This is a genomic window from Pseudomonas sp. P8_229 (assembly GCF_034008635.1).
In the GTDB taxonomy this organism is placed as follows: domain Bacteria; phylum Pseudomonadota; class Gammaproteobacteria; order Pseudomonadales; family Pseudomonadaceae; genus Aquipseudomonas.
Genome location: NZ_CP125378.1, coordinates 2,404,042 through 2,417,158 on the forward strand (window position 1 = coordinate 2,404,042; position 13,117 = coordinate 2,417,158).

A 13,117-nucleotide genomic window follows, 5' to 3' on the forward strand; every position below is an offset into this window, starting at 1 on the left:
GCTCCTACAGGGAGTACGCATTCCAATGTAGGAGTGAGCCTGCTCGCGATGCAGGCGACTCGGTTTCAAGTCAGCCGAGAGCAGTTTTCTCCAGGTGTTCAAGGATGATCGGGTAGACATCGACCACCGCGTTCTTGCCGAACATGCAATCGATGTGGCCATAGCCCGGCACCACATGCCGGCTGTAGCGCTCCGGCCCGTGGACTTCGCAGACTCGCTGGTAGGTTTTCAGGGTACTTTCCGGCAGGTAACACTGGTTCTCCGCGCCACTGATAAAGCAGATCGGCATGCTCAGCCGATCGAAGTGCGGCATGTACACATCGTTGCCTTTGAAATCCACCAGGTGCCCTTTGCGCACGATCAGCGCCAGGTGTTCGAAGGTCTCGATATTCGACTCGCCGAACAACTCATGCAGGTTGTCGTGCAGGGTTTCGTTGAGGGTGTCGTGGCGATACAGCGAGGCGTACATGAAGGTAATGCGGTGGCACACCGGGTTGGTGCAATAACCCTGCGCCTCGATCCGCGCGTAGCCATTGAGGGCCTTGTCGTAGAGGCGGTTGAACCAGTTCTCCTTGCTGTCGGCGTAAGCGGTCATCGACTTGATGCCGATCGCATCGAGCATCCCCGGCAGGTGCAGACCGGCCTTCAACCCGGTCGCGGTGGCGACCACGGTGTCAGCGGCAATCTGCGAGCAGACCACCGAACGCACGCCTTGCAGCCCCGCCAGCAGCGACATGAAGAACGTCGTCGCGCCGTAGCAATGCACCACGCACTGCACATCTTTGGCCTGGGTCTCCTGTTGAATCTGCGCGATGGCAGCCTTGAAGTCGTATTGGGCGATCTGATCGCCGTTCCATTCCTTCTTGCTCGCCGGCAGCAGAATGCTCACACGCAAATCCAATAGCCAGACGTCGTAATCGTGTTTGCACAGGTACTCCAGCAGGTTGGTCTGGATGGTGTCGGTGGAAAAGATGTTCGAACCCACACCCAAGCCATGCACCAGCATCACCGGGCCTTTGCTGCCGGCCTGATAACGGGTCAGGCGCAGCTCCACGCCATCCTCGGTGGGGAAGAAATGCACCGCCGGGGTTGGCGCATCCAGCGGCCGTTTCAGCCGTGGCGGCGCGTCGGGGTTGAAGTATTTGTCACCGGCAAATACCCCGCCGTAACTCTCCCAGAGGATCCCGGCGAAGAACTTGCCGAAGCGCGCCAGCCCTTCAATGCGCTCGCGCTCGTTACGTGCGTTGAGCACTTTCATGGTGGTCATCTGCTTGGCGAAATCGGTCGGATGAATGTGCATCACCCCGGAGCCGATCACCTCGCCCGACTTGTCCGGCCCGCGATACAGCGTCACGTACAAGGTGCTGGTGTCGTGCCAGATATTCAGCACGCCGTTATCTTCCGGCACGGTTTTGAAGGCGCTGAAGAAATAGTCGCTACCGTCCTCGGCGGTCAGCTTCATGTCGTACTTCATGTGGCGCGTATCGACCTGCTGCTCGAATTGCTCGAACAGGTTGAACACGCCGTTGCTGGCGGTCAGCGGCTGTGGCGACAGTGCCGGGGCAATCACCGTGCCGACGATGGTCGCGGCGTGTTCCGGCTCCTTGATCATCCGGTTGAGGTCGTTGGCGGTGATGGTCAGGGTGAAGTCGATCGGCGAATTGTCCGCCTCGCCGCGTTTGGCTGCCGCCTCGTAGACTTTCAGATCGGTGCTTTGCGCGGCGGTGAAGGCCCGGGAGAAATAGCCCTTCATGGTTTCGGTGAACTGCACCCCGAGCGTCGGTGGCGCCACCTGTTTGCGCGGCGCCGACGGCAACGTGTAGTCGATGTGCCAACCCCGGTCGGCGGCCAGCAGGCCCATGTTGCGCTCGCTCACAGCGGAGATGGTCAGCAACGGATTGACCGCCAGCGACGTCGGGATCACCGCGCCGTCGGTCACGTACAGGCTGGCGTAGACATCCGTGCCGGCAGCGCCACTGAACACCTGGCCCTTGTGATTGACCACGCCTTGCGCGGCGTCTTCGCCCATCACGCAACCGCCCAGCGGATGCACCGAGACAATGCTGTGCTTGAGCAGCTGGGTCCAGATCGGGTTCTCCACCCAGACCCCGCCCAATGCCTTGGTGCTCTGGTACAGCCGTTCGTTGCCGAGCTTGAAGTTTTCCTGCTCGCCGACACCCGGCCAGTCGATGCGCAACTGGTCCTTGTTGTCGAGAATCATCCGGCCCTGGCCGCTGTCATGGCTCATGATCAGGTAGGTCTGCATGTTGTGCAGCGCGCCGTAATACGGACCGCGCAGAAAGCTTTCGGCTTCGCGCTCCTTGTAGCCTAGCTTGCCGCTGAAACTGTCGTCGGTGGCCTTGCCGATCATCTCGGCGAACCCGGCCATGGCCGGCACCATCGGCCGGCCGAGAGCGCCGGGAATCGAACCTTCCTCGATGACCATGCGGCTGCGCCAGTCACCTTCGGTGCGCATGTCGATGATCGAGGTGATGCACGGGCCGACCGGTTGCATTTCCTTGGCCGAATGCGCGCCGAAGCCGATGCCGTTGATGGTCTGCTCGCAGTTGTGGCCGAAGCCGAGGATGTCACCGTTGCCGCTCATGTTCTCGCCGAGCTGGCCGGACATCTCCACGCCTTTGTCGCGCGAACGCAGGAGAATTTCGGTAGAGCCAAGGGTGCCGGCGGAGACCACGACGATGTCGGCCTTCACAAACAGTGTCGGCGCCGAGAACATCTCACGCCCACTGTCCAGATACTGGAAATGCACGATCCAGCCATCGCCATCACGCTCCAGGTAACGCACCTCGGCCTGGCAGAAAATCTCCGCGCCGTGGTTCCAGGCGTCCGGCAGATAGTTCATCAGCGTGGTGTTCTTGGCCTTGTTGTTACAGCCCGAGACACAGTCACCACATTGGTTGCACGGCAGCTGTTCGACGCCGACGTGGTTGAGGTTGTTCGGCAGTTTGTCGAAGGTCACGTTGATCGGCGGCTTGTAGAAATGCGCGCCTTGCTTGAGGAAGTCCGCAGACTTTTTATTGGCGTCGAGCTTGGGCAGATTCGGCGCGTTGTTCGGATAGGGGTTGGGTTTGAGCATTTCCCGGGCACGCGCGTAACCGTCCTTGAGCAGCGTATCGCGGTGTTCACGCACCGCCTGCGGCCAGCGCGGGTCATCGAACACCCCGGGCTCCGGCTCCAGGGCAACGTTGGCATTGATCAGCGACGTACCGCCGAGGCCACAACCGACCACCACGTTTTGCTGGGCATTGACGTGCAGATCGAACAGCCCGGTGCGCGAGCCGATGTGGCCGTCCGGATCGTGTACCTGCAGCTCTTCGGTCGCGGCAATCATGGTGTTGGGGTATTCGCCGGGCTGGATTTCCCGCCCGCGTTCGAGCAGGCACACCTGCTTGCCGGCCCGGGACAGGCGCGACGCAGCAATGCCGCCGCCATAGCCGGAGCCGATGACGATCACGTCGTAGTGTTCCTTGATCTCGCTGATGGGCGTTGCGATGCGTGTCATGAGGATGTTCCTCTCTCAGGCAGATGGGGCAACTCTGCGGTTGCCTGCAATCAATGGACGAACGGGCACCTGGCCTCCGGGTCGAACCCGGCGACAGCACAGCGGTTGCAGCAGGAGGTCGCTACAGACGAGCGTGTTGATTGACCGCACGACGTAACGTGCGCTTGCGTGGCGAGGGGGGATGGCGGTGCGGGCGGCTATCCATCATGCGTTCTCCCAGAACCAGATGTGGATAAGTAACGGCTGTCCTTGTGCCATTGCAGTGAAGACAGCGCAGGATTCGAAGTCAAGGCAGCGGTCTAGAACTGTATGAAATGTGATCAATTGCCGTTTGGACTATGACGGGCGGGGCTTGCAGGGTTCGACGAACAAGTTATCCACATAGCCACCCACAGCTAATGGGGGTAACTGTGGATGAAGCCGAAAATAACTGGCTGATTTGTGAAGAAAAAGCGTGACTTATCCAGAAGGACGGTTTGCGAGGTGTGTTGGTTGTTTTTTGATCACATCTTTGTAAGCCACGGTTTGCATGACCTGTAGCGGATGGCGAACACGTTATCCACAGAAGCGCCAACAGAGATCGGGGGTAACTTTGCCTTGGCTGTGGAAAAACCCTCAAAGCTGTGAAAAATCAGTGTCCCCAAGACAATTCGTCGGACAAAAGCGCAGATTGAGCAATTATTAACCAATACTCTGCAAGCCCCGTTTTATATGGCTCGCAGCGGATAGCGAACATCTTATCCACAGAAGCGCCAACAGAGATTGGGGGCAACTTACACCGTTATCCTGAGGAAAAACCCTGGAAAAACCGCAACTTAGGCTGGTTGTTTTTTGATCTTCGGGCTGTAAGCCACGATTGACGTGACTTGCAGTGAGGCGCGAACACCTTATCCACAGACTGACCAACAGAGATTGTGCGTAAACGCTGTCTGGTGGATAACCGATCGTTAAGCGCGGTGCATCAGATATGCCGCGCCGCTCACCCGAATCAGCGGATGCGGTGTCACCTGGCAGGTTTTGATGATGCCGAAGCCGTGGCGCTCGTAGAAACGCCGCGCACCGGTATTGGCCGCATAGTCGATCAGGCTCAAACCGTTGAGCGCCAGCTGATCGGCGCGCGCCTGGGCATGCAGGAGGAACTGCAAGCCCAACCCCTGATTGCGCCAGCCTTCATGCAGCGCCAGGCTGGAGATATACAACGAATCCGGCACTTCCATATCGGCATACGGCGCCAGCACCGGATCGGTGGGCGGGGTCGGCTCGGGATCTTCGCGCATGGCGTAGCTGTGCATCATGCCAACGACCTGACCTGCAGCCTCGGCGATCAGGCAGTTCTGCCACGAAAAATCCACGTCGTCGCGGGCATAACGTCGCTCGCCGACATCCAGCAGCGCCTCCCCAGGCTCTGCCAGCTGGCTCCAGATGTAATCCGAGGCGCCCTCCGAGGATATCTGAAACAAACGCGCAATATCGCGCGCATCCGTGCGCCGGGCCGGTCGAAACTCAACGGTCATTCACTTGACTCCTCGGGGTTTGGACGGGTGTTTTAACCTATGGTCGAAAGCCGCGACAACGGAGGGATGGGCGGTTTTTCATATCAAAAAATGACCTGTAGCAGCTGAGCTTGCTCGCGAAAGCGGTCTTGCAGCCGACACATCTGTCGACTAACACACCGTCTTCGCGAGCAAGCTCAGCTCCTACAAGGGATTGCGGGGTGTCAGCGGACAACGCCTTCTTCGATCAGCAGCTTGAGGATCGCTTCAGCGCCAGCTTGCGCCGTAACGCCTTTCAATACTTGTCCACCGCCACCACTGGCTTTGGCTGTGGCAGCCTTCATCCGGTCGGCGCCGCTCTTGGCCTTGATCACTTTCAAGCGTTTGGGCCGTGGTTTGGCTGGTTGCAAGGTGGCAAGCGCCAGCAGTTCATCGTCCAGCACTTCGACGTCTTCGGCATTCAACACGCCGCGACGCGCCGGGCCGTAGGCACTCTGCCGTGGCTTGGGCGCGGCGTTATCCACAGTCGCCAGAAACGGCAGCTTCACCTTCAACCGCCGCCGCTGCCCACGGGGCAAGGCTTGCAGCACCAGCGCCGAACCGTCGTTGATCGACTCGACCTGCGCCAGCCCCACCACCAGCGGCCAGCCCAGCCCTTCGGCGAGCAGAAACGGCAGCATGCCCGAACCTTCACCGGTTTCCGCCTGACTGCCGGTCAGTACAACTTGGGCGCCCGCTTCGCGCAGGTACGCGGTCAGCGCCGGCAAAGCATCAGCGCCAGCGGGTTGCTCCAGCACATGCATCTGTTCCAGGCCCATGCCCAGATAGGCGCGCAGTGCCGGTTCCGCGACATCGCCAGCATGCAGCACTTGCAGGTTATCCCCAGCCAGTTGCAAACCCAACTCCACAGCGCGCGCATCCTGTTCGGCGCGGCGTGGCCGGCCGGAGGTCGGGTGGGCGCCGATTGAAACCAAACTGATGATTTTTGTGTTCATAGCCGTTCCTTAAGCCGCATCGCGCTTGGCCTCGTTGCGGTAAGCCGCTACCGCCGCGATCAAGGCTTGAAGAATCTCCGCGCTCTCGCCGATCACCGAGAGGTCAGCGCGCTTGATCATGTCGCAACCCGGGTCGAGGTTGATCGCCACCACCTTGTCGCAGGCACCGATGCCCTGCAGGTGCTGGATCGCCCCGGAGATACCCACAGCGACGTAGACCCGCGCAGTGACCCAGGTGCCGGACGCGCCGACCTGACGATCGCGCGCCATGAAGCCATCGTCCACCGCCACCCGCGAGGCGCCTTCAGTAGCACCAAGCGCCGCCGCCGTTTCGTGGAACAGTGCCCAGTCCTTGACCCCGTTGCCGCCAGAGAAGATGAACTCGGCTTCGGCCATCGGAATCGCCGCCGGGTCCACCGCCACCGCTCCGAGATCCTCGATCCGCGACAAGCTGCGCGCCACCGTTGTGGATAACTCCACCGGCAGGGCTTCGTGACGGGTTTCGCTGACCGGTTCTGCGCATTCGGCCGAGGCCAGAATCAAGCGCGCGACCGGGCGTGCCAGGTCTTGCAGGCCCGCACCGGCGCGGCCGATGCATTCCAGATCCTTGACCTGCCAGACCCGCGTCGCCGGGCGTTCGCCCAGTGCTGCGGCAAAACGTCGACCGAGCTCACCGCCACCGCTGCGGCTGTCCGGCAGCAACCAGTGGCGCGGATTGAATTGGTTATCCACAGCCCGCAGGCCCTGCACCCGTTGCTCCGGTGCATAACCGCTGAACGCGTCGCCCTCCAGCACCAGCAAGCGGTCGACGCCCGCTGTGGCGAAAGCGTTTTCCTTGTGTTCGCCGAACACCACCGCCAGCACTGCGCCGTCCTGGCCAGCCAGTTGATGAGCGAGGCCGAGCAGGTCGCGGTCGTGGCTGCTCAGGCGGCCGCCGACCATGTCCGGCACCACACTGATGTAGAACGCCGGGGCGGGCACCTGATGCAGCGGCAGTTGCACTTCAACCGAGGCCGAGCGTTTGACCGCCCCGCCCTGCTGCGCACCGCTGCGGTCGATTCGCTTGATGCCGTTGGGGCCAATGAAACCGATGCCGTGCAGGTTCTTGCGGATGACGCCGTTGGGGCCCATCCAGCTGTGTTGCGCCGGTTGCATGGCCGCGTGCAGCGGGTGCAAGCGGTTACGGGCAATCCATTCGGCGCGTGGGTCGCGGCGGATAATGTCGCTCATCAGTGGGCCTCCGCAGGTTCACGTTGGGCCGGCGCCGCCGGTTTGCTCGGTGCGGCATCTTCAAGCAAAGCGTCGGCCACCAGTTCGGCGATGTCCTTGATCAGCGGACGCGGTTCGACCACGCCTTCGAGCATCGCCGTGCACTGTGGACAACCCACGGCCACCAGTTCAGCGCCGGTCTCACGGATGTCTTCCATGCGCATATCGGGAATCCGCTGCTTGCCCGGAATGTCGGTGATCGGCGCGCCGCCACCGCCGCCGCAGCAGCGCGAACGGAAGCCGGAACGCTGCATCTCTTTGACCTCGATGCCGAGGGCGCGCAGCACTTCACGCGGCGCCTCGTACTCGCCGTTGTAACGGCCGAGGTAGCACGGATCGTGATAGGTCACGCTGTTGCCTTTGTGCTGACCGAGGTTCAGCGCGCCGGCCTGAATGATTTCCGCCATGTAGGTGCTGTGGTGCTGCACCAGGTAGTTACCGTCGAAGGCGCCGTACTCGTTTTTCAGCACATGGAAGCTGTGCGGATCGCAGGTGACGATGCGGTTGAAGCTGTATTTGGCCAGGGTCTGGATATTGCGTTTGGCGAGCAACTGGAAGGTCGCCTCGTCGCCCAAGCGACGGGCCACATCACCGCTGTCGCGTTCTTCCAGGCCGAGTACGGCGAAGTCGACTTTGGCCGCTTTCAGCACTTTGACGAACGCGCGCAAGGTGCGCTGGTTGCGCATGTCGAATGCACCGTCGCCGACCCAGAACAGCACGTCGGTGGATTTCTTCTCGCTGAGCAGATTGAGGTTCAGATCCGCCGCCCAGTTCATCCGCCCGCCGGGAGCAAAACCGCCGGGGTTATCAGTGGCGATCAGGTTTTCCAGAACCTCGGCGCCCTTGTTCGGGGTCGCGCCTTTTTCCAGAGTCAGATGGCGGCGCATGTCGACGATGGCGTCGACGTGCTCGATCATCATCGGGCATTCCTCAACGCAGGCGCGGCAGGTGGTACACGACCACAGGGTCTCGGCATCGACCAGACCATTGACGATCGGTTGATGCGGGTTGCCGCTGTGCTCACCAATTGGCTTGCCGGGATACGGACTACCGGCAAACTTGGCATCAGTGCCGCCAGCCAGACCGACGACCATGTCTTGAATCAGTTTCTTCGGGTTCAACGGCTGGCCGGCAGCGAACGCCGGGCACGCCGCCTCGCATTTGCCGCACTGCACGCAGGCGTCAAAACCGAGCAACTGGTTCCAGGTGAAATCCTTGGGTTTTTCCACGCCCAGTGGCGCGCTCGGATCATTCAGATCCAGCGGTTTCAAACCGGTGGAACGGCCGCCGCCAAAGCGCTCGGCGCGGCGGTGCCAGGCCAGGTGCAGGGCGCCGGCGAAGGCGTGTTTCATCGGCCCGCCCCAGGTCATGCCGAAGAACAGTTCACTGACGCCCCACAGCACACCGACGCCGAGGATTGCCGCGACCAGCCAACCGCCGAAGTTTTCCGGAAGGATGCCGGCGACCGGCAGGGTCAGCAGGAAAAACGATGCCGAGAACGCCAGCAAACTCTTCGGCAGGCGCATCCACGGGCCTTTCGACAACCGTGCCGGCGGGTTGCGCCGACGCAGATAGACGAAGATCGCGCCGACGAACATCACGGCCGTCATCAGCAGCAGCGCATAGCCGAGGATACGGTTATGCAGGCCGAAACCGTGCACCAGAATCGCCAGCACAATCGACGCCACTGCACCGCCGGCCGTGGCGACGTGGGTGTTGGCGATGTATTTGTCGCGCGCCACCACATGGTGCAGATCGACCATATAACGCTTGGGCATGGCGAACAGGCCGCCGAGCAGGTCGACCTTCGAGGCCCGGCCCCGACGCCACATGGCCACCCGCCGCAACGCGCCCAGCACCGCAAGGGCCAGGGCTGCGAACAACAGGATTGGAAGAAGGGTGTTCAACATAGGTGAAGCTCCCAAAGACCGCAGGGTCTTGCAGGCCAAACTACCTGGATGCCTTGCCCGATTCCTGTAGGAGTGAGCCTGCTCGCGATTCAGTCGCCGCGGTGCATCAGGCAGACCGCGTTATCGTTCATCGCGAGCAGGCTCACTCCTACAGGGGTATCCACAAGCCGTTAGAAATCCTTACAGAGCCGGAGTGCGTCATAAATGGCGGCGTGGGTATTACGCTGCGCCACGCAGTCGCCGATGCGGAACAGCAAGTAACCTTCACCGGTGGTGCTCAGCGAAGGTTGCGGCTTGATCGCGAACAGCGCGTCGATGTCGATCTGGCCCTTGTTGCGCGAACCGTCCTTGAGCCCGTAATACAGCTCTTCGTCCGGCCGCACGCCGTTCTCGACCACCACCTGATCGACCACCCGCTCCTCTTTGGCGCCGGTGTATTCGTTCTCCAGCACCGCCACCAGCTTGTCGCCTTCGCGGTAGACCTTCTCCAGCATCATGTCGCCGGTCATGATCACTTCTTTCGGGTACATGCTGCGGTAGTAGGTCGGGAACGACGTACCACCAATGGCCACGCCCGGCTTGATGTCGTCGGTGACGATTTCGACCTGGCTGCCCTTGTCGGCGAGGAAGTCAGCGACCGACATCCCGGTGAACTCGCAGATGGTGTCGTAGACCAGCACGTTCTTGCCCGGCGCAACCTTGCCGTCGAGCACGTCCCAACTGCTGACCACCAGCCCTTCGGCGGCGCCCCAGTGTTCGTTCTGCTCAAGGAACGGATGCCCACCGACCGCCAACACCACCACGTCCGGACGCAGATCGAGAATGGTCGCCGCATCAGCAGCGGTGCCCAGACGCAGATCGACTTTCAGCCGCGCCAACTCCAGCTGGAACCAGCGGGTGATACCGGCGATCTGGTCACGTTGCGGCGCTTTCGACGCGGTGGTGATCTGCCCGCCAATGAATTCCTTCTTCTCGAACAGGGTCACGTCGTGGCCACGTTCGGCCGCGACACGCGCGGCTTCCATCCCGGCCGGGCCGGCACCGACCACCACGACTTTGCGTTTCGGCCCGGTGGACTTCTCGATGATGTGCGGCACGCCCATGTATTCACGGGAGGTCGCGGCGTTCTGAATGCACAGCACATCCAGCCCCTGGTACTGACGGTCAATGCAGTAGTTGGCGCCGACGCACTGTTTGATCTGGTCGACCTGGCCCATCTTGATCTTGGCGATCAAGTGCGGGTCAGCGATGTGCGCGCGGGTCATGCCGACCATGTCGACGTAACCGCCTTCAAGGATGCGCGTAGCCTGGTTCGGGTCCTTGATGTTCTGCGCGTGCAGAACCGGTGCCTTGACCACTTCCTTGATACCGGCTGCCAAGTGCAGAAATGGCTCCGGTGGATAACTCATGTTGGGGATAACGTTGGCCAGGGTGTTGTGGGTGTCGCAACCCGAGCCAACGACACCGATGAAGTCGATCATGCCGGTGTCGTCGTAGTACTTGGCGATCTGTTTCATGTCCTCGTGGGACAAGCCGTCCGGGTGGAATTCATCGCCGCACAGACGGATGCCGACGCAGAAATCGTCGCCGACTTCCTTGCGCACAGCCTTGAGCACTTCGAGGCCGAAACGCATGCGGTTCTCGAAGCTGCCGCCCCACTCGTCAGTACGCTTGTTGACCCGAGGGCTCCAGAACTGGTCGATCATGTGCTGGTGCACGGCGGACAGTTCGACACCGTCCAGACCACCGGCCTTGGCCCGCGCTGCAGCGGTGGCGTAGTTGCCGATCACCCGCCAGATTTCTTCCGGCTCGATGGTTTTGCAGGTCGCACGGTGCACCGGTTCGCGGATGCCCGACGGCGATAGCAAGGTCGGCCAATGTTCGCCGTCCCAACGCGAGCGACGGCCCATGTGAGTAATCTGGATCATGATCTTGGCACCATGCTTGTGCATCGCGTCAGCCAGATTCTGGAAGTGCGGAATGATCCGGTCGTCCGCCAGGTTCACCGACTTCCACCAGCCTTGCGGGCTGTCGATGGCCACGCTGGAAGAGCCGCCGCAAATCGCCAGGCCGATGCCGCCCTTGGCTTTCTCTTCGTAATATTTGACGTAGCGGTCGGTGGTCATGCCGCCGTCAGTCGCGTAGACCTCGGCGTGCGCGGTGCTGAGCACGCGGTTGCGGATGGTCAGTTTGCCGATCTGGATCGGCTGGAACATTGCTTCGAAAGCCATGGCGGGTTCCTCGACTTACAACGGCTTGACGGTGAACAGGCCGTCGTCGTGGCCCTCTTCGGAGCCACCGTAGACTTGCTCGGCAACGGTGCGGATGCTGCTGCCGCGCGCTTGCAGAATCTGGTCCATGGCACCGGCAAACCAACCCGTGAACATGTAGTCGACCTTGCGCCCGACCTTGCCGTAGACGTAGACGAATGCGGAGTGTTCGAGCTTGACGCTGGCGGTGCCTTTGTCGAGATCGATGTCCTGGATCTTGAACAGGCCCCAACCGCGTTGCGACAGGCGCTTCATGTAGTGCTCGAACACCGCGACGCCTTCCAGGCCGTGGCATTCAGCTTCTTTTTCACACCAGTGCCAAGCGGATTTGTAGCCGGCCTTGTACAGGATCTCGGCATAGGCTTCAGCGCCCAGCACTTCCTCGATGCCCATGTGGTTATTCACGAAGAAATGACGTGGCACGTAGAGCATTGGCAGGGCGTCGGAGGTCCAGACACCGGTTTCGCTGTCGACTTCGATTGGCAATTGCGGGGCGATCTTGGCCATGGAAACTTAACTCCAGAAAATTCGGTTTGTTGCCCCCGGCACGGACGGCCGGGGGAAAGGATTCAGAAGTGCGGTGGCTTATTCGCCCCAGACATCTTTCAAGACATTGACCCAGTTCTCGCCCATGATCTTGCGCACCACGCGCTCGGAGTGGCCGCGCTTGAGCAGGGTTTCGGTCAGGTTCGGAAACTCGCCGACGGTGCGGATGCCCAGCGGGTTGATGATCTTGCCGAAGCTGGTCAGACGGCGGGCGTAGCCCTTGTCGTGGGTCAGGTATTCGAAGAAGTCCTGGCCGTGACCCTGAGTGAAGTCGGTGCCGATGCCGATGGCGTCTTCGCCGACGATATTCATGGTGTATTCGATGGCTTCGGCGTAGTCGTCGATGGTCGAATCGATGCCCTTGGCGAGGAACGGCGCAAACATGGTCACGCCGACAAAACCGCCGTGGTCGGCAATGAACTTCAGCTCTTCATCGGACTTGTTGCGCGGGTGCTCTTTGAGACCCGACGGCAGACAGTGGGAATAGCAGACCGGTTTTTTCGATTCGAGGATGACTTCCTCGGACGTCTTGGAACCGACGTGGGACAGGTCGCACATGACGCCAACGCGGTTCATCTCGGCGACGATTTCGCGACCGAAGCCCGACAGGCCGCCGTCACGCTCGTAGCAACCGGTGCCGACCAGGTTCTGGGTGTTGTAGCACATCTGCACGATGCCGACGCCGAGCTGCTTGAACACCTCGACATAGCCGATCTGGTCTTCAAACGCATGGGCGTTCTGGAAGCCGAAGAGGATGCCGGTCTTGCCCTGCTCCTTGGCGCGACGGATGTCGGCGGTGGTGCGCACCGGCATCACCAGGTCGCTGTTTTCGCGGATCAGCTTCTGGCTGGCGGCAATATTGTTCACGGTCGCCTGAAAGCCTTCCCACACCGACACGGTGCAGTTGGCCGCCGTCAGACCGCCCTTGCGCATGTCTTCGAACAGCTCGCGGTTCCATTTGGCAATGATCAGACCGTCGATAACGATGCTGTCGGCGTGTAATTCGGCTGGGCTCATCAGGCGTCCCCTTATTGGCGATTCATGCGCCGAATCGTCTGCCGGCGCTTTGGGGCCAGCATATGCCTCGGTGCCGGGGCGACCGGGTGCAAAA

At 61.2% G+C, this 13,117-nt stretch carries 8 protein-coding genes; all 8 read right to left on the minus strand.

Annotation, left to right across the window (positions count from 1 at the left end; translation table 11 throughout):
* Positions 1-70 precede the first annotated feature (70 nt).
* The 8 genes from QMK55_RS10930 to QMK55_RS10965 all read right to left on the minus strand — a co-directional run bounded on the left by QMK55_RS10930 (position 71) and on the right by QMK55_RS10965 (position 13,023).
* Entirely contained in the window at positions 71-3,523 is a 3,453-nt protein-coding gene (locus QMK55_RS10930) for an alpha/beta fold hydrolase (protein WP_320329164.1), read from the minus strand.
* A 947-nt stretch (positions 3,524-4,470) separates the two neighbouring features.
* The gene (locus tag QMK55_RS10935) at positions 4,471-5,037 is read right to left on the minus strand and encodes a GNAT family N-acetyltransferase (protein ID WP_102357681.1); all 567 of its coding nucleotides are present in this window, start codon (positions 5,035-5,037) and stop codon (positions 4,471-4,473) included.
* Between the two features lie 203 nt (positions 5,038-5,240).
* Positions 5,241-6,011, minus strand: coding sequence for an electron transfer flavoprotein subunit beta (locus QMK55_RS10940; RefSeq protein ID WP_102357682.1), 771 nt, complete (start codon positions 6,009-6,011; stop codon positions 5,241-5,243).
* A 9-nt stretch (positions 6,012-6,020) separates the two neighbouring features.
* Entirely contained in the window at positions 6,021-7,241 is a 1,221-nt protein-coding gene (locus tag QMK55_RS10945; protein ID WP_320329165.1) for an electron transfer flavoprotein subunit alpha/FixB family protein, read from the minus strand.
* Positions 7,241-9,190 (minus strand): dimethylglycine demethylation protein DgcB, encoded by a 1,950-nt coding sequence (dgcB, locus tag QMK55_RS10950; RefSeq protein WP_320329166.1) that lies wholly within the window; start codon positions 9,188-9,190, stop codon positions 7,241-7,243. Before dgcB ends, QMK55_RS10945 begins: the two co-directional genes overlap by 1 nt.
* A 170-nt stretch (positions 9,191-9,360) precedes the next feature.
* Complete coding sequence (gene dgcA, locus QMK55_RS10955; RefSeq protein ID WP_320329167.1) at positions 9,361-11,421, minus strand: dimethylglycine demethylation protein DgcA; 2,061 nt, start codon at positions 11,419-11,421, stop codon at positions 9,361-9,363.
* 15 nt (positions 11,422-11,436) lie between these two features.
* On the minus strand, positions 11,437-11,967 hold the full coding sequence (locus tag QMK55_RS10960; RefSeq protein WP_064589570.1) for a DUF5943 domain-containing protein: 531 nt from the start codon (positions 11,965-11,967) through the stop codon (positions 11,437-11,439).
* Between the two features lie 78 nt (positions 11,968-12,045).
* Complete coding sequence (locus QMK55_RS10965; RefSeq protein WP_027610650.1) at positions 12,046-13,023, minus strand: dipeptidase; 978 nt, start codon at positions 13,021-13,023, stop codon at positions 12,046-12,048.
* Positions 13,024-13,117: the final 94 nt, after the last annotated feature.